Source organism: Pseudonocardia thermophila (assembly GCF_900142365.1).
Classification (GTDB): domain Bacteria; phylum Actinomycetota; class Actinomycetes; order Mycobacteriales; family Pseudonocardiaceae; genus Pseudonocardia; species Pseudonocardia thermophila.
The window spans coordinates 39045-56497 of record NZ_FRAP01000024.1 but is presented as its reverse complement, the minus strand read 5'-3'; the positions used below and the strand labels follow the sequence as shown (position 1 = coordinate 56497).

16 protein-coding genes are annotated in these 17453 nt (G+C 74.8%); 10 read left to right on the top strand and 6 right to left on the bottom strand.

The features are described from left to right. Positions 1–69 precede the first annotated feature (69 nt). Positions 70–876, top strand: coding sequence for an inositol monophosphatase family protein (locus BUE41_RS25735; protein WP_084755871.1), 807 nt, complete (start codon positions 70–72; stop codon positions 874–876). Positions 877–883: 7 nt separating this feature from the next. Here BUE41_RS25735 and cei read toward each other — a convergent pair whose 3' ends face one another. Both cei and BUE41_RS25725 read right to left on the bottom strand, forming a co-directional pair. Beyond that, positions 884–1558: an envelope integrity protein Cei gene (gene cei / locus BUE41_RS25730; RefSeq protein ID WP_073459906.1), complete on the bottom strand. Its 675-nt coding sequence runs from the start codon at positions 1556–1558 to the stop codon at positions 884–886. Then, entirely contained in the window at positions 1555–2649 is a 1095-nt protein-coding gene (locus tag BUE41_RS25725) for a phosphotransferase family protein (RefSeq protein WP_073459971.1), read from the bottom strand. The genes cei and BUE41_RS25725 overlap by 4 nt, the downstream gene beginning before the upstream one ends. 269 nt (positions 2650–2918) lie before the next feature. Here BUE41_RS25725 and BUE41_RS25720 point away from each other — a divergent pair, with 269 nt between their 5' ends. Then, complete coding sequence (locus BUE41_RS25720; protein WP_073459905.1) at positions 2919–3221, top strand: DUF4193 domain-containing protein; 303 nt, start codon at positions 2919–2921, stop codon at positions 3219–3221. A 92-nt stretch (positions 3222–3313) separates the two neighbouring features. Here BUE41_RS25720 and BUE41_RS25715 read toward each other — a convergent pair whose 3' ends face one another. Next, positions 3314–3793, bottom strand: coding sequence for a DUF3093 domain-containing protein (locus tag BUE41_RS25715; RefSeq protein ID WP_073459904.1), 480 nt, complete (start codon positions 3791–3793; stop codon positions 3314–3316). 100 nt (positions 3794–3893) lie between these two features. On the opposite strand from BUE41_RS25715, the gene dut reads away from it, so the two are divergent. Together dut and BUE41_RS25705 are read left to right on the top strand one after the other, a co-directional pair. Continuing rightward, positions 3894–4355: a dUTP diphosphatase gene (gene dut / locus BUE41_RS25710; protein ID WP_073459970.1), complete on the top strand. Its 462-nt coding sequence runs from the start codon at positions 3894–3896 to the stop codon at positions 4353–4355. Next, the gene (locus BUE41_RS25705) at positions 4355–7111 is read left to right on the top strand and encodes a DUF3710 domain-containing protein (RefSeq protein WP_073459903.1); all 2757 of its coding nucleotides are present in this window, start codon (positions 4355–4357) and stop codon (positions 7109–7111) included. Before dut ends, BUE41_RS25705 begins: the two co-directional genes overlap by 1 nt. Positions 7112–7117: 6 nt before the next feature. Here BUE41_RS25705 and BUE41_RS25700 read toward each other — a convergent pair whose 3' ends face one another. After that, complete coding sequence (locus BUE41_RS25700; protein ID WP_327194787.1) at positions 7118–7909, bottom strand: alpha/beta hydrolase; 792 nt, start codon at positions 7907–7909, stop codon at positions 7118–7120. 75 nt (positions 7910–7984) lie between these two features. Between BUE41_RS25700 and BUE41_RS25695 the strand changes: the two genes are divergently transcribed. Together BUE41_RS25695 and BUE41_RS25690 are read left to right on the top strand one after the other, a co-directional pair. Continuing rightward, a complete protein-coding gene (locus BUE41_RS25695; protein WP_073459902.1) occupies positions 7985–8368 on the top strand; it encodes an OB-fold nucleic acid binding domain-containing protein in 384 nt (127 codons plus the stop codon). A gap of 24 nt (positions 8369–8392) precedes the next feature. Then, on the top strand, positions 8393–9055 hold the full coding sequence (locus BUE41_RS25690; protein ID WP_073459901.1) for a DUF3159 domain-containing protein: 663 nt from the start codon (positions 8393–8395) through the stop codon (positions 9053–9055). A gap of 10 nt (positions 9056–9065) precedes the next feature. Here BUE41_RS25690 and BUE41_RS25685 read toward each other — a convergent pair whose 3' ends face one another. Together BUE41_RS25685 and BUE41_RS25680 are read right to left on the bottom strand one after the other, a co-directional pair. Beyond that, positions 9066–9725 carry a potassium channel family protein gene (locus tag BUE41_RS25685; RefSeq protein WP_073459900.1) on the bottom strand — a complete coding sequence of 220 codons (660 nt, stop codon included), beginning with the start codon at positions 9723–9725 and terminating at the stop codon, positions 9066–9068. Between the two features lie 4 nt (positions 9726–9729). Continuing rightward, positions 9730–10392, bottom strand: a complete 663-nt coding sequence (locus tag BUE41_RS25680; protein WP_073459899.1) for a potassium channel family protein — start codon at positions 10390–10392, stop codon at positions 9730–9732. Positions 10393–10473: 81 nt separating this feature from the next. Between BUE41_RS25680 and BUE41_RS25675 the strand changes: the two genes are divergently transcribed. The 4 genes from BUE41_RS25675 (at position 10474) to BUE41_RS25660 (ending at position 17007) form a co-directional block, all read left to right on the top strand. Continuing rightward, a complete protein-coding gene (locus BUE41_RS25675) occupies positions 10474–12522 on the top strand; it encodes an APC family permease (RefSeq protein ID WP_073459898.1) in 2049 nt (682 codons plus the stop codon). Beyond that, positions 12519–13685 (top strand): class I SAM-dependent RNA methyltransferase, encoded by a 1167-nt coding sequence (locus BUE41_RS25670; RefSeq protein ID WP_073459897.1) that lies wholly within the window; start codon positions 12519–12521, stop codon positions 13683–13685. The genes BUE41_RS25675 and BUE41_RS25670 overlap by 4 nt, the downstream gene beginning before the upstream one ends. A gap of 64 nt (positions 13686–13749) precedes the next feature. Further along, the gene (locus tag BUE41_RS25665) at positions 13750–14496 is read left to right on the top strand and encodes a hypothetical protein (protein WP_073459896.1); all 747 of its coding nucleotides are present in this window, start codon (positions 13750–13752) and stop codon (positions 14494–14496) included. A 99-nt stretch (positions 14497–14595) separates the two neighbouring features. Continuing rightward, the gene (locus tag BUE41_RS25660; protein ID WP_073459895.1) at positions 14596–17007 is read left to right on the top strand and encodes a Tex family protein; all 2412 of its coding nucleotides are present in this window, start codon (positions 14596–14598) and stop codon (positions 17005–17007) included. Positions 17008–17453: the final 446 nt, after the last annotated feature.

The window sequence follows — 17453 nt, the reverse complement described above, 5'->3', positions numbered from 1 at the left end:
AATGTCAGCGACGCCGTGGGCGCCGGGTTCGCCGGCGCCGAGGACGGCGCGCCGGACGAGCCCGCGCAGCTGAGGGCGACGGCCGAACAAGTCGTGCGCGAGGCCGCCGATCACCTGCGCGGGCTGCCGCGGCCGTGGGAGGTCGAGCCCGGGGACGGCGTCGACACGAAGAGCACACCGACCGATGTCGTGACCGCCTCCGACCACTCCGTCGAGCAGCTGGTGCGTTCCCGGCTGGCCGAGCTGCGACCCGGCGACGACGTCGTCGGCGAGGAGCACGGCGGCCAGGCGCGGTCGGGGATCAGCTGGGTCGTCGACCCGATCGACGGCACCGTGAACTTCCTCTACGGCTTGCCCTGGTACGCGATCTCGCTGGCCGCCGTGCGCGACGGCCGGTCGATCGCCGGGGCGGTCATCGAGCCGGAGTCGGGCCGGCTGTGGAGCGCGGCGCTGGGCGGCGGGGCGACCTGCGACGGGCGGCCGCTGCGGGTGTCCCGGCAGACCGACGTGCGGCTGTCGCTGCTCGGCACCGGCTTCTCCTACAGCCCGCAGCGGCGGCTGCGCCAGGCGGCGATGGTGGCTGGGCTGCTCGGCGACGTGCGCGACATCCGCCGGGCCGGGTCGGCCGCGCTCGATCTGTGCGCGGTGGCGGCGGGCTGGATCGACGGCTACCTCGAGCACGGCTGCAACTGGTGGGACTGGGCCGCGGCGAGCCTCATCGCTGCGGAGGCCGGGGCCGTCGTGCGGACCCCCGCAGCGCCGGGCCGGACGCCGCCGGACGACGGGCTCGGGGCGGACGCGCTGTTCGCCGCCGCCCCCGGCGTCGCCGACGAGCTCGCGGACCTGCTCCGCCGCCACGGAGCGGCCGAGGTCTGACAACCGGTCAGCAGCGGTGGTCGCGGGCCTTCTGCAGCAGCGCCGGGTCCGCCGCGGGCGCGGTGGGCCCCTCGCCCTGCCCCTCCGGGTCGGCGTTGGTGGCGCCGGTGGTGCCCTGCTGCGGCTCGGCCAGCTCCTCCAGGACGGCGAGGCCGGCGGAGAACCGGCGCGGGTTCAGGTCGCCGAACGCGGTGCCCACGGACACGTCGACGGTGGCGTCCTCACGCCCGTCGCGGACCAGCTCCACGCACGGCAGCACGAGGGTGAGCGTGCTCGCCGCGGCCTCCCCGGCCGCGCCGAAGCGCAGCTGCCCGACGCACTCCATGTCGCCATCGGGGAACCGCGGGTCGTTGGCCGGGGGAGAGGCCTCGGTGAAGCCCCACTCCTTCAGCTGGGCCGCCACCAGGTTCGCCTGGCCGCGCTGGCCGCCGGCGTTGAGCACCCGCACCTGCACGTCCTCGGCCGGCACCGGGTTGACGTCGTCGAGCGCGTCCCCGGCCAGCACCTCGCCGATCGGCGCGCCGTCCGCTGGCGACGGGCAGGAGCGCAGCCCGGTGCCGGTGGTCGAGGTCAGCAGCACGGTCGTCCACGTGATGGCCGCCAGCACGGCGAGCACCGAGACGAGCGCCACGATCGGGCCGCGGCGGCGGCGCTGGTACGGCCGGACCCCCACCGCGGTCACCGCAGTCCCTCGGCGAGCACGTGCCGGCTCAGCGCGACGAGCGGGGCGGCGGCGCCGTCGAGCCCGTCGGCCATCGACGCCGGCACCACGCCGGCGCGGACCCGGGCGAGGATCCCCAGCAGCACGACGGCGAGCTTGAACGCGCCGAACGCCACGTACCAGGGCAGGGGGGTGAGGTCGAGGCCGGTGCGCTCGGCGTAGGCGGCGGCCACCTGGGCGCGGGTGGGGAACCCGGGCAGCGAGGTGGGGCTGGGCAGGTGCTGCGCGGCCCGCCAGATCGGCTCGTCGTCCGGCTCGTGCCAGTAGACGAGCAGCAGGCCCACGTCGGCGAGCGGATCGCCCAGCGTCGACAGCTCCCAGTCCAGCACCGCGCGGATCCGGCCGGGATCGGCGGCGTCGAACAGGCAGTTGTCGATGCGGTAGTCGCCGTGCACGATCGCCGACCGCTGCGCCTGCGGCACCGCGGCCTCCAGGTCGGCGGCGAGCGTCGTGAGCTGGGCGGCGGTGGTGTCGTCCACGTCGGCGGCGGTGAGGTGCGGGCGAGCCTGCTCCCACTGCTTCATCCAGCGGCGCACCTGGCGGGCCATGAAGCCCTCCGGGCGGCCGAAGCCGGTGAGCCCGACCGCGTCCGGGTCCACGGCGTGCAGCGTGGCGAGCACGTCCACCAGCGCGGTGCCGGCTCGGGCCCGCTCCGCCGGGGTCTCCGCCCAGCCCGGCGGCAGGTCGCCCAGCGGTACGACGCCCTCCACGAGCTCCATCACGTAGCAGGGCGCGTCGACGGGCGGACCGCCCGCAGAGGAGGCGAGCACCTTCGGCACGGGGACGTCGGTGCCGGCGAGCGCGGTGATGACGCGCTGCTCGCGCCCCATGTCGTGCGCGGTCGCGGCGACCTCGCCCACCGGCGGGCGGCGCAGCACCACGGAGCCGGCCGGGCTGTCGACGCGGTAGGTGAGGTTGGAGCGGCCGGCGCCGACCGGCTCCAGCGACGCCTGCCGCCAAGCCGGGTCGCCCAGCTGTTCGGCCAGCCAGGCGCCGACGGCGGCCGGGTCGGCACCCGGAGTCTCGGTACCGGGGGTCGCCGTGGCCGGCACGGCGGGACGATCGGCGGCGTCGGGTCGGTGAGGCACCACGGAGCGCACCCTAACCGGAAGCGGGAGTGTCACTCGTCGGCGCGCCGACCGCGTGAGCTACCCTGCTGCCGCCCCGGCGGGCTTGACATGGTGTGTCGGGGGCCGTGGGCCGCGCAAACGTCACGCACACGGATGAGACTCGTGTCACTCGGACGCCGGGCACAAACAGCGGCACCGTGACGTTCCTTAGCGGCACGACGGAACCAGTAGCAGTGCAGAGGGTGGGAACGATGGCGACCGACTACGACGCGCCGCGGCGCAGTGAGACCGACGATCTGGCCGAGGACTCGCTGGACGAGCTCAAGGCCCGGCGCAGCGAGGCTCAGTCGGCCGTGGTCGATGTCGACGAGGCGGAGACCGCGGAGAGCTTCGAGCTGCCCGGTGCCGACCTGTCGGGCGAGGAGCTGACCGTCAAGGTCCTCCCGAAGCAGGACGACGAGTTCACCTGCTCCAGCTGCTTCCTGGTGCACCACCGCAGCCGGCTGGCCGAGACGAACGGCGACCGCTACATCTGCCGCGACTGCGCGGCCTGACCAGCTGACGGGCCGGTGCCCGGGACACCCCGGTCCGAGACTCGGATCGGGGTGTCGGCGTACCCGGAGCCCGGCTCGGTCCCGGCGCCGGATCAGCGCCCGAGCGCGGCGAGGACCTCCTTCGGCCGGCGCGTGGAGAACACCCAGTAAGGAGCGGGATCGGCGCCGTCGAGCACCTCGACCCGCACCACCGACCCGATCCACGGCCGGTGCAGCAGGTACGCAGTGGGGTCCAGTTGCGGGCCCAGCGCCTCCTGCTTACCGGACTTCTCGACGACGTCGGCCCGGCCCACCGCGGTGAGCGGCAGGCGCCGCTCACCGACGACCAGCTCGGTCTGCGTCACCTGCACCCGGGAGCGGCCCAGCCACACCAGGGCCAGCACGAACAGTGGGATCAAGGTCACGTACCCGATCCATGAACGGATGCCCGGATAGCCCATGTGGATCTCGGCGCCGAGCAGCACGCCGAGCCCGACGGCCGGCAGGTACCACCACAACGGCACCGACAACCGCTCGTCGAACCCGGAGCGGCCGGACGTCGCATCCGCTGCGCGGTTCTGCTGCTCCCTCACCCGACCGAGGGTAGCCTCGCCCGTCGTGCCCGGCCCCGTCGATGCTCCCCCGCACGAGCCGTCCGCCGCACCGTTCGTCGCGCCCACCGCAGGCGCCCCGATCGATGTGCTCCTGACCAGGCTCGATCCCGGCCTGCCCGTGCCCGCCTACGCGCGGCCCGGCGACGCTGGTGTCGACCTGCACACCACGACCGACGTCGTACTGGCGCCCGGTGAGCGGGCGCTCGTCGGCACCGGCATCGCCATCGCGCTGCCGCGCGGCTACGCGGGCTTCGTCCACCCCCGCTCCGGCCTGGCGTTCCGCAGCGGGCTGTCGATCGTGAACGCGCCCGGGACCGTCGACTCGGGCTACCGCGGCGAGATCAAGGTGTGCCTGGTGAACCTCGACCCGCGCGAGGGGATCGTGCTCAAGCGCGGCGACCGGATCGCGCAGCTCGTCGTGCAGCGCGTCGAGGAGGTGCGCTTCGTGGAGGTCGACGCCCTGCCGGAGTCCGAGCGCGGCACCGGCGGCCACGGGTCGACCGGCGGCCATGCGGCGCTCACCGACGGGGTGACGCCGTAGTGGGTTCTCGCACTGGATCCCGCCGGGGTGGTGCCGCGCTGCGCACCGCCGAACGCACCGGGTCGTACACCGCCGAGCATCCCCGGCCGATGCCGCAGTACGGCCCGTACGACGTCGACGACGCCGATCCCGCCGTCTCCGCCGCCCCGAACGTGCACGACTTCGGCGCCCTGCGGGTGCCGATCCCGCCCGCCGGCCGCGTGCACGTCGAACCCGCCGGCAGCGGGAAGACGCAGGCGGTCACCATCAACGTGCCCGGCGGGCGGCTGTCGGTGAGCGCCCTCGCGGCGCCGAAGTCGTCGAAGCTGTGGCCGGACCTGGCCAAGGAGATCGTCGCGTCGCTGCGCGAGGGCGGCGCGCGGGTGCGTTCGTCCAAGGGCGAGTGGGGTCGCGAGCTGGTCGCCACCACCGGCGCGGCCACGTCGGTGTTCATCGGCGTCGACGGGCCCCGCTGGATGGTCTACGGCGTAGCGACCGGGCCGACCGAGCAGCAGCCCGCGCTCGACGCCCAGCTGCGAGAGCTGCTGCGCGGGCTCGTCGTCGTGCGGGGGAAGGCGCCGTACCCGCCGCGGACGGTGCTGCCGTTGACCGTGCCGGACACGTTGCCGGAGCCGGAGCCGCCCGCTGCTGCGGCGGCGCCGGTCGCGCCGGCCGAGCAGCAACCCGCCCCGCCGCCGTCCGCTCCTGCGCCCGGCGCTCCTGCGTCCGGTGCGCCTGTGTCACGTGTCCCTGCGGCGGGTGCCCCTGTGCCCGAGGCGGAGCCGGCGATGGGCGGGCGCGTGACCGATGCCCCGGCGACCGGCGTCCCGCCGGCCGAGGAGCCGGCCGCAGTGGGTGGTCCGGCCACGGTGGGGCCGGACACGTCGGCGTGGCCGATCGACGAGGCCACCGGGCGGCCCCGCACGCCGGAGTGGACCGCCGGCCAGCCCGCCGCCCGGCGGCGCTCCGGGCCGCCGATCGCCGAGGTGGCCGCGGAGATCACCCAGCCGATCCTGCTCAGCGCGATCCGCGGGGAGACCCCCGATCCGGGGCCCGCCGTCCCGCCGCGGGACACCTGGCCCGAGCCGGTGCCGGACGCCCCGGTCGCGGCACCCGCCCCGGTCGCGGACCCGATCGGGGACCCGGTGGCCGAGGAGCCGCCGGTCACGACCCGGCTGCCGACCGTGCCGCCCCGCCCCGCGGACGACGGCATCGACGCGTTCTTCGGGTGGGACCGCCCGGCCCGGCCGAGCGAGCCCGCACCCGAACCCGAGCCCGCGCTCGGGGTGGGGTTGGACACCGCGGCGGCTGAGCCGTTCGGCTCGGTGCCGCCGCAGGAGGAGACCCGCTGGCGCGACGAGCCCGGCGTCACCACCGCGTGGGAGGCCGTCGGCACCGAAGCCGCCCCCGTCGACGCCGCCGCGTCCACCACTGCGGCGTCTCCCGTCGACTGGACGGAGTGGGCCCGCCAGGAGCTCGACCGGGCCGTCGCCGAACGGGCCGACGCCGCCGCCGACCCGGCACCGGTGGACACAGCGCCGGCGGACACAGCGCCGGCGGACACAGTGCCGGCGGACACAGTGCATTCGGCGACCGAGCTCGCGGACTCCGAACCGGCGGACTCCGAACCGGCGACGTCGTTCTGGGAGCGGTACGGCCTACCCGAACCCGTCGACCGCACCGGCGGCCGGCACGGCGCCGATGAGCAGGACGAACCGGGAGTCGACGGCGGGCCCGCGCCGGCCGCGGGCCCGGACACGTCCCGGTTCGACACCGTCGCCACGGACGACACCGCCGTCCCGGACACCGGACTCGACCCGTTCACCGCACGGCGCCGCGCCAGGGCCGCCGAGCGGGGCGAGCCCGGACCGGACCGGACCGGCGGGCCCGCGTTCGGGGAGCCGCCCCGCCGCGCCACCGATCCGGCAGAACCGGCGGAACGAGGGGTGGCTGCGGGCGCGGCGTGGCCGGACCGGAGTGCCGACACTCCGTCGACGGGCCTGTACGCGGTCTCGGCGGGGCTGCACGCGGTGCCGGCCGCGCCTGCGGAGGACCCCGACCCGGGTAGCGGGGCGGAGGACGAGGTGAACGGGGTGGCGATGGACCCGGACGCGGCGTCGTCGCCCTGGCTGGACTGGACGACCCCGGCCCAGAACGGGGACGGTGGCTCACGGCGGCGGGCCCGGCACGAGAAGCCCGCGGCCGAGGAGACGGCCGCGCGCCCCGCCGCGGACACGTTCGGCTGGGACGCCCCGGCATCGGCCGCCCCGCCCGCCGATGGGCTGTCGGAGGCGGAGCGGACCGCGCAGCGGCTGCGGGCCGCCAGCCGGGGCTTGCGACCCGATCCGCCCCCCGCATCAGCCTCTGCCTCGACCCTCGCCTCGACCCCCGGATCGGGTGCCGGATCGGGCGCTGACGAGCCGTCCGCCCCGGCCTCCTCGAAGACCGGGGGCGAGCGTCGCACGCCGGCCCCGTTCGCCGGCTGGACCGCGGGCTGGCCCGGCAGCGGCGGGCCGGCGAAACCGGTGCGGACGCCCGAGGAGCGTCGGGTCGAGTCGACCAGCACTGCGCCGACCAGCACGCCGATCGGCACCGAGCACAACGGCACCGAGCACAACGGCACCGAGCAGTACGAGTCGGGTGGCGGCCGCCGCCGCGCCGACCGGTCCGGCACCCGCCTGACGGTGGCCGAGCTGGCCCAGAAGGCCGGGCGCGGCTCCGTGACCCCGCGGCGCCGCCGCAGCCGACCCGACCCCGACCAGCCGACCGGCGTCTGACCGCCGTCAGCCGGCGGGGTTCCCACCGGCGCGCAGCCACCCCAGCACGGCCGCCCGGCCGACGACGCCCGGGTCGGCGCCGAACGCCGCCAGCGTCTCCGTGTCGAGCGCGGCGCGGGGGAGCGCGGCGTACCAGGTGCGGGCGACCGGGAGGGGATGCACCGGGTCGTCGGTGAGCGCGGCGACGCCGACCGGCACGTCCAGTCGGGCGAGCTCCGAAGCGGTCGGGGCCGGCTCGGCGGCCGCCGCCTCCAGCGCCGGGGCGAGCCCCGCGCCGTACCTCGGCCACGCCCGGCGCAGCTCCGCCGCGAGCCACGCCGGTGCGCCCGCGGCCGCCTCGGCCAGCGCTGCCTCCACCCCACCGACCCGGACGAGGCTCGCGGTGGCGCGGGCGGCCAGCGCCGCCGGCGCCCCGTCGGCCGCGCCCGTCCACGCCGGCAGTGCGACCAGGACGCCGCGCAGACGCTCACCCAGCTCCGCGCGGTGGCGGACCGCCCACGCCGTCGCGACGTGCGCACCCAGCGAGATCCCGCCCACGAGCAGGGCCCCCGGCTCCGCCGCGGCGGCGTCGAGCGCGGCCCGGTACCCGTCGACCACGCCCGGCCCGGGCCGTGGGACGGGCGTCACAGGTGTGATCCCGAACGCACGCAGAACGGCGGAGAAGACGTTCCGGACGAAGCGCTCGTCCGAGCCCGAACCGGGCAGCAGCACCGCCCGCACACCGCGGCGGATCGACCGCTCGTCGGCCGAACGGGTGGAGCCGGGAGCGGCGCCCCGGTCTGCGGAATCCAGCGACACGTGGGACCGTTTCAGCAGGGTTACGCTGAACACCCTAGAGGCCCGACGCAGGGCCGATAGGTACTTGGGAGCGAGATGGGTGGCACCGAGGCCGGCACCTTCCGTCGGATGCTGCGGCGGCTGACCAGCGACGTGGAGCAGCTCGACGCCGATGACCTCTCCGCAGGAGCCGCGCGGGAAGGGGCCCAACCCGCCGCCGCGTGCGCCTCCGGTCAGGAGGTCACGGTGTTCGGTAGGCTCCGCACCGTCGAGTTCTGCTCGCCCGACGCACACGCGTCGCTCGAGGCCGAGCTGTTCGACGGCACCGACGGAGTCACGCTGATCTGGATGGGTCGTCGACGGATCCCCGGCATCGAGCCGGGCCGCACCGTGCGGGCCCGCGGGCGGTTGGCCGTGCGCGATGGCCGCAAGGTCATCTACAACCCGTATTACGAGATCTGTCAGGCGAGCGAGGCCTGATCGATCGGCGACCCGGAAGGCTCCATGACCGATCCTGCCACCGACCGACCCGATCAGTCGCAGGCCGATCAGCCGCAGCGCCGGGAACGCGAGTTCCCGACCGTCATGGAGCAGATGGGCGGGATCCCCGGGATCATCGCCTCGTCGATCCCGGTGGCGGTGTTCGTCGTCGTCAACATCGCGGCCGGGCTGCAGGCTGCCCTCTTCGGGGCGATCGGCGCCGCCGTGCTGGTGACGATCTGGCGGATCGCGCGCCGGGAGGCGCTGCAGCCCGCGATCTCGGGCCTGCTGGGCGTGGGCGTCGCGGCGTTCATCGCGAACCGCACCGGTGAGGCCCGCGGCTTCTACCTGCCGGGTCTGCTGCTGTCGGCGGGGCTGTTCCTGGCGTTCCTGGTGTCGATGATCGCCCGCTGGCCGCTGGCCGGGGTGATCTGGCACGGCATCAACGGCGACGGCATGGGCTGGCGCTCCGACGCCGCGCTGCGCCGGGCCTACATGCTGGCCACCGGTCTGTGGACGCTCGTGTTCGGCGCCCGGGTGGTCGTCCAGGGGCTGCTCTACGACGCCAACGAGGAGACCTGGCTCGGCGTGGCCCGCCTGGCGATGGGCTACCCCTTGTTCGGGCTGGCGCTGCTCGGCACGATCTGGGCCGTGCGCAGGGCGCACCGCCGCAACGCCCTCACCTGACCGTCCGGCCTCAGCGGCCGTGGATCGCCGCGTGGATCTCGTCCTCCACCGCCGAGGAGGCGACGAACACCAGCTCGTCGCCCGGCTCGAGGGCGTCGTCGGCCTGCGGGACGATCACCCGGCTGCCGCGCAGGATCGCCACCAGCGCTGAGTCCGGCGGCAGGGACAGCGAGCGCACCGGCTTGCCGGCCAGCGGGGTGTCGTCGGGCAGCGTGACCTCGACGAGGTTGGCCTGCCCCTGCCGGAACGTCATCAGCCGCACCAGGTCGCCGACGGCCACGGCCTCCTCGACGAGCGCGGCGAGCAGCCGCGGCGTGGACACCGCGACGTCGACGCCCCAGTTCTCGGTGAACAGCCACTCGTTGCGCGGGTCGTTCACCCGGGCGACGACGCGGCGCACCGCGAACTCTGTCTTGGCCAGCAGCGACACGACGAGGTTGACCTTGTCGTCGCCGGTGGCGGCGATGACGACGTCGCAGGTCTCCAGGCTGGCCTCCTCCAGGGACGCCAGCTCGCACGCGTCCGCGTGCACCCACTCGGCCTGCTCGACGGCCTCGGGCTCGATGTTGGCGAGCTCGCGCTCGATGAGCATGACCTGGTGGTCGTTCTCGATCAGTTCGAGGGCGATGGACCGGCCCACTGCACCGGCCCCGGCGATCGCGACGCGCATGCCTTCAGCTCTCCTGCGGCGGGGCGGCCGCGGCAGCGGTGACCTCGCCGATCGTGCCCGACAGGGCGGCGACGTAGACGGTGTCCTCGGCCTGGACGGCGGTGTCCGACTTGGGCAGCAGCCCGGTGCCGAACCGGACGATGAACGCGACCCGGCACCCGGTGGCGGCCTCCAGCTCGCGGATGGGGCGGCCCACCCACTCCTCGTGGACGGGCAGCGGCAGGATCGCGACGGTGCCGGTCGGGTCCCGCCACGCCGACGCGACGCCGTCGGGCAGCAGCATCCGCATCAGCCGGTCGGTGCTCCACGGCACGGTCGCGACCGTGGGGATGCCCAGCCGCTCGTACACGGCGGCGCGCTTGGCGTCGTAGATGCGGGCCACCACCCGCTCGATGCCGAAGGTCTCGCGGGCCACCCGCGCGGAGATGATGTTGGAGTTGTCGCCGCTGGACACGGCGGCGAACGCGTCCGCGCGCTCCACCCCGGCCTCGATCAGCACGTCGCGGTGGAACCCCTGACCGACCACCTGGCGGCCGCGGAAGTCGGCGCCGAGCCTGCGGAAGGCCTGGGCGTCGCGGTCGATCACCGCGACCTCGTGGCCGAGCCGCTCCAGCCCGCCGGCCAGCGCGGCCCCGACGCGGCCGCACCCCATGATCACGACGTACACGACCGGAAACGGTAGCGCGCAGGACACAGGTCGGCGACGGTGCCTGCTCAACTGCCACCCGCGCGGCATACGCTTCGCGCCGTGTCCCGGTTCGGCGTCGCGGTCAAGCGGATCCTGGTGGGGCGGCCGCAGCGCAGCGACCGCATCGCACACACGCTCCTCCCGAAGCGGGTGGCGCTGCCGATCTTCGCCTCGGACGCGATGTCGTCGGTGGCGTACGCGCCGGAGGAGATCTTCCTGACCCTGTCGGTGGCGGGGATCGCGGCCTACGCGATCGCGCCGTGGGTCGGGCTCGCGGTGGTGGTCGTGCTGCTCACGGTGGTCACCAGTTACCGGCAGAACGTCCACGCCTACCCGTCGGGCGGCGGCGACTACGAGGTGGCCACGGTCAACCTCGGCCGCCGCGCCGGCCTCACGGTGGCCAGTGCGCTGCTGGTCGATTACACGCTCACCGTCGCTGTGTCGATCTCCTCGGCAGCGGCCAACATCGGCGCGCTGGTGCCGTTCGTGGCGCAGCACCGGGTGGCGTTCGCGGTGGCCGCGATCCTGCTGCTCACCGCGATGAACCTGCGCGGCGTGCGCGAGTCGGGCGTGGCGTTCGCGATCCCGACCTACGCGTTCATCGCCGGGATCGGCGCCATGGTCGTCTGGGGGCTCACCCGCATCCTGATCCTCGGCGAGCCGCTGGCCGCGCCGAGCGCGGACCTGGAGCTGGTCGCCGAGGGCGACGCGTTCACCGGCCTCGCGCTGGTGCTGCTGGTGATGCGCTCGTTCACCCAGGGCGCGGCCGCGCTCACCGGCGTCGAGGCGATCTCGAACGGGGTGCCGGCGTTCCGCAAGCCGAAGTCCCGCAACGCCGCCACCACCCTGCTGCTGCTCGGCACGATCTCCGTGCTGATGTTCTCCGGCATCATCGCGCTGGCGATGCTGACCGGGGCGAAGCTGGCGCAGTTCCCGGACCAGCAGTTCGTCGGCGCCCCGCCCGGCTACGTCCAGCACACGCTGGTCGCCCAGCTGGCCCAGACCGTGTTCGACCACTTCCGGCCGGGCTTCGTGTTCGTGGTGCTGTGCACCGCGCTGATCCTGGTGCTGGCGGCCAACACCGCCTTCAACGGGTTCCCGGTGCTCGGCTCGATCCTGTCGCAGGACCGCTACCTGCCCCGCCAGCTGCACACCCGCGGCGACCGGCTCGCCTACTCCAACGGCATCCTGGTGCTGGCCGGCATCGCGATCGTGCTGGTCGTCGGCTTCCAGGCGGAGGTCAGCCGGTTGATCGCGCTCTACACGGTCGGCGTGTTCACCTCGTTCACGCTGAGCCAGACCGGCATGCTGCGGCACTGGACCCGGCTGCTGGCCACCGAGACCGACCCGGTCGCGCGTCGGCGGATGCTGCGCTCGCGGGCCATCAACGGGTTCGGCGCGGTGATGACCGGGACCGTGCTGGTGATCGTGCTGATCACGAAGTTCACCCGCGGAGCGTGGATCGCGATCGCCGGGATGGTCTGCTTCTACCTGCTGATGATCGCGATCCGCCGGCACTACGACCGGGTGGCGGCCGAGCTGGCCCCCGGCGAGGGCGACACCGTCCTGCCGTCGCGCAACCACGCGATCGTGCTCGTCTCGACGGTGCACAAGCCGACGCTGCGGGCCGTCGCCTACGCCCGGGCGACCCGGCCCGATCTGCTGGAGGCGCTGACGGTCAACGTCGACGACGCCGACACCAAGCGGCTGATGCGCGAATGGGAGAAGCGGAAGATCCCGATCCCGCTCAAGGTGGTGGAGTCGCCGTACCGCGAGATCACCAAGCCGGTGCTGGACTACGTCAAGCGCATCCGCACCGACAACCCCCGCGATGTGGTCACCGTGTTCATCCCGGAGTACGTGGTCGGGCACTGGTGGGAGCAGCTGCTGCACAACCAGAGCGCGCTGCGGCTCAAGGGCAGGCTGCTGTTCACGCCCGGCGTGATGGTGACGAGCGTGCCCTGGCAGCTGAGATCCTCGGCGCGGGCCGCGCAGCGCCGCCCGGAGAGCGCACCGGGCGACACCCGCCGCGGCTTCGGCACCGACGGGGCCGGCGGCGACACCGGAGCCGGCTCCGAGGAGCGGCCCACGGCGGGCGCACGGCCGTGACCGGGACGCTGCGCTGGACCGACCGCGTCCTGGAGCTCGAGGTGGGCCCGGTCGCCCACGGCGGGCACTGCGTCGCCCGGCACGAGGGCCGGGTGGTGTTCGTGCGCCACGCCCTGCCCGGGGAGCGGGTGCACGCGGTCGTCACCGAGGACGGTGGCGGGACGTTCTGCCGGGCCGACGCGGTCGCGGTGCTCGAACCGTCGCCGCAGCGGGTGGAACCGGTGTGCCCGTGGGCCCGGCCCGGCGGGTGCGGCGGCTGCGACCTGCAGCACGCCCGCTCCGACGCGCAGCGCGAGCTGAAGGCCGCGGTGCTCGCCGAGCAGCTGCGCCGGCTGGCCGGGCTCGACCGCGAGGTGCCGGTGGAGGCGCTGCCCGGCGGCCAGCTCGGCTGGCGCACCCGGGTGCGGCTGGCCGTCGACGATCTGGGCCGGGCCGGGCTGCGCGCGCACCGCAGCCACGACGTCCTGCCGATCGCCGACTGCCCGCTCACCCCGGTCGGGGTGCTGCCGCCGGTGCTGGAGCGGCGGCACCGGCCGGGCGCGGAGATCGAGGTGGTGGTCGACGCCGACGGCATCGTGCACGCCCCCGGGACCACCGCCGGGCCCGTCGTGGCGCGCGCCGCCGGGCGCGAGTGGCTGCTGTCGCCCGGCACGTTCTGGCAGGTCCACCCGGCGCTGGCGGACACCCTGGCGACGGTGGTGGGGGAGTGGGCCGCGGTCCCGGCAGGCGGGACCGCGTGGGACCTCTTCGGCGGGGCCGGGCTGTTCGCCTCGGTGCTGGCCGAGCAGGTCGGGCCGGACGGGCGGGTCGTGGTCGTGGAGGCGGCCCGGCAGTCGGTCGCCGACGGGCAGCGGGCGCTCGCCGACCTGACGTGGATCGACTGGCGCTCCGGCCGCGTGGAGGACGCGCTCGCCGGGCTCGCCGACCGGCCCGACGTCGTGGTCGCCGATCCGCCGCGGCGCGGGCTGGGCCGCGACCTCGTGGCCGCGATCGCGCAGCGGGAGCCCGACCGGGTCGTGCACGTGGCGTGCGATCCCGCGGCGCTCGCCCGGGACGTCGCGCTGTTCGCCGAGCACGGCTACCCGCTGCGGGAGCTGCGCGCGTTCGACGCGTTCCCGATGACCCACCACATGGAGTGCGTGGCGCTGCTCGGGCGGGCCTGACCCCGGCGCACCCCGGGCGCGGGCGAACAGCGAGAATGCGGCCCGCACAGGAGCAAGGAGCGCGATGTCCCAGCAGCCGCAGGGCCCGGGATGGTGGCAGGCCCCGGACGGGCGGTGGTACCCGCCGCAGCCGCCCGCCGGTCAGGGATACCCGGGGCAGCAGCCGTACCCCCAGCAGCCCTACCCCCAGCAGCAGCCCTACGGCGCGCCGTATCCGCCTCAGCAGCAGGGACCCCAGCAGTACGGCTCCCAGCAGCAGTACGGCCCGCCGCCCGGTCCGCCGCAGCAGAAGTCGGGGCGCGGCTGCCTGATCGCGGCGATCGTCGTCGCCGCGGTTGTGCTGGCTGGAATCGGGTTCGCGGTCTGGGGCTTTAGCCGATTCCTCGGCGCTGCGGATGACGTCGCGGGAGGCATCGGCGCGGCCGACTGCCCGCCCGCCGAGGAGGTGTCGGGGATCGTCACCTCGAAGGTGTCGCTGGCCGCCGGGGTGTCGCTCGGCGTGCTCTCCAGCTGCTCGTACCTGGCCGACGACCGCACCGGCGGGATCGACGTGCAGATCACGATCGCGGTTGCCGTCGCCGCTGACGAGCAAATCAGGTCGTTCGAGAGCGACGCCGCCACCCAGGGCGCCACCGTCACCCCGATCCCGGTGGGTGAACGCGGCCAGGCCTACGGCGGCCAGCAGCGCAGCGCCGCGATCGCGGTCGACGGGGAACGGCTGATCGAGGTCGAGGTCTTCGGCGCGGGCGGGCCCATCGGGAGCAAGCAGCAGGCGGCCGTCGCGCTGCTGGAACGCATGATCGGGTCGTGACCCGGCGCACGGCGGGCCCGGGATGTTAGCGAGCCCGTCCGGTCCACCGCGCGGCGGGTGGTCACCGGTTGTGTCGGTCCCACCCGCCACGATAGGGGGGTGACGAGCACGACGACGCCTCCCGCCTCCCGCGTCAAGCCCGGCCGCAACGGGGTCATCGAACGCATCGCCGATGAGCTCGGCGTGCGCGACCACCAGGTCGCGGCCGCCGTCGAGCTGCTGGACGGCGGGGCAACGGTGCCGTTCATCGCCCGGTACCGCAAGGAGGCCACCGGCTCCCTCGACGACGCGCAGCTGCGCACCCTGGAGGAGCGGCTGGGCTACCTGCGGGAGCTCGAGGAGCGGCGCACCGTGATCCTGGAGGAGATCCGCCGCCAGGGCAAGCTCGACCCTGAGTTGGAGGAGCGGATCCTCGCCGCGGAGTCGAAGGCTCGGCTCGAGGACATCTACCTGCCGTTCAAGCCGAAGCGGCGCACCAAGGCGATGATCGCGCGCGAGCAGGGCCTGGAGCCGCTGGCCGACGCGCTGCTCGCCGACCCGACGATGGACCCGCAGGAGACGGCCGCCGCGTACGTCACCGGCACCGGTGAGGGCCAGGTGCCCGACGCGGCCGCCGCGCTGGAGGGGGCGCGGGCGATCCTCGTGGAGCGCTTCGCCGAGGACGCCGACCTGATCGGCGGGCTGCGCGAGCGCATGTGGACGCGGGGCCGGCTGGTCACGAAGGTCCGCGAGGGCAAGGAGGTCGAGGGCGCGAAGTTCGCCGACTACTTCGACTTCAGCGAGCCGTTCACCAAGCTGCCGAGCCACCGCATCCTCGCCGCGTTCCGCGGGGAGAAGGAGGAGGTGCTCGACGTCACCCTGGAGCCGACCACCGAGCCGGTGGAGCCGGGGGAGTTCACCGACTACGAGGCCACGATCGCGGAGACCTTCGGCATCAGCGACCAGGGTCGCCCGGCCGACAAGTGGCTGCGCGACGTCGTGCGCTGGGCGTGGCGCACCCGCATCCTCACCCGCCTGTCGGTCGACATCCGGGTGCGGCTGCGCACGGTCGCCGAGGAGGGCGCGATCGCGGTGTTCGCGGCGAACCTGCGCGACCTCCTGCTCGCCGCCCCGGCCGGCAGCCGGCCCACGATGGGCCTCGACCCGGGTCTGCGCACCGGCGTGAAGGTCGCCGTCGTCGACGCCACCGGCAAGGTGGTCGCCACCGACACCGTCTACCCGCACGAGCCGCGCCGCCAGTGGGAGCAGGCGCTGGCCACGTTGACCAAGCTGTGCATCGAGCACGACGTCGAGCTGATCGCGATCGGCAACGGCACCGCGTCGCGGGAGACCGACAAGCTGGCCCGCGAACTGGCCGCCCGCAACCCCGCGCTGAAGCTGATCCCGGTGGTGGTCAGCGAGGCGGGCGCATCGGTGTACTCCGCGTCCGCGTACGCGTCGGCGGAGCTGCCGGACCTGGACGTGTCGCTGCGCGGCGCGGTGTCGATCGCGCGTCGGCTGCAGGACCCGCTCGCCGAGCTGGTCAAGATCGACCCGAAGTCGATCGGGGTGGGGCAGTACCAGCACGACCTGCCGGAGGCGGCGCTGTCGAAGTCGCTCGACGCGGTCGTGGAGGACTGCGTGAACGCCGTCGGTGTGGACCTCAACACGGCGTCGGTACCGCTGCTGCGCCGCGTCTCCGGCATCTCGGAGAGCCTCGCCGCCGCGATCGTCGCCCACCGCGACGCCAACGGCCCGTTCCGCACCCGCATGGCGCTGAACGACGTGCCGCGGCTGGGCCCGAAGGCGTTCGAGCAGTGCGCGGGCTTCCTGCGCATCCGAGGTGGCGACGACCCGCTCGACGTGTCCGGCGTGCACCCGGAGGCCTACCCGGTGGTCCGCCGGATCCTGGAGGCGGCCAAGACCGACATCCACGACCTGATCGGCAACACCCGCAAGCTGAAGTCGCTCAAGCCGCAGGACTTCGTCGACGACCGCTTCGGGCTGCCCACCGTCACCGACATCCTCGCCGAGCTGGAGAAGCCCGGCCGCGACCCGCGCCCGGCGTTCCGCACCGCGAGCTTCGCCGAGGGCGTGCACACGATCTCCGACCTGCGCCCGGGCATGCTGCTGGAGGGCCAGGTCACGAACGTGGCGGCGTTCGGTGCGTTCGTCGACATCGGCGTCCACCAGGACGGGCTCGTGCACGTCTCGGCGATGTCGGACTCGTACGTGTCCGATCCGCGCGAGGTCGTGAAGTCCGGCGACATCGTCCGGGTGAAGGTCCTGGAGGTCGACGAGGCTCGCAAGCGCATCTCGCTCACGCTGCGGCTCGACGACCAGCCGGGCACCGCGAAGGGCCCGCGGAACCGGCGCGACGGCGACGGCGGCCGGCGCGGCCGCGATCAGCAGGGCGGGCGGGACCAGCGCGCCCGTCGCGGGCAGGACCAGCGCCGCGGCGGCTCCGGCGGTGGTCTGGTGAACAGCGCGATGGCCGACGCGCTGCGCCGGGCCGGGCTCGCCAAGGACTGAGCAGCTGGTCCTGACCCGGCACTGGGCAGGCACTGGGCAGGCACTGGGCAGGCACTGGGCAGGCACTGAACAAGCGCTGAACGAGCAGCGAACCTGCACCGAACCGCCACTGCGCCGTTCGGCGGGAGGGGTCCCGTCGGACGGGTGGCAGCATCCCCGACGAGAGATCCAGATCCGTCCAGGCGGCCACCCGTCCGGGTCGGTTCCTCCGCTCAGGTCCCGGAGGACTCCATGACCGGCGACCGTCCCGCCCAGCCCGCCGAGCCCGAGCCGTCGGCCGAGGGTGCACAGCCCGTCGGCCGCCGATCCGACGGTGGTCCAGCACCGCCCCGACGTTCCCGCGACGGCCCCGGGCGCGGACCGCGGGGCGACGGACGTGCTGAGGAAGCCGGCGGGGGAGGACGGGGGACGGAGCTCCTGCGGTCGTCGGTGCGCACGGACGCCAC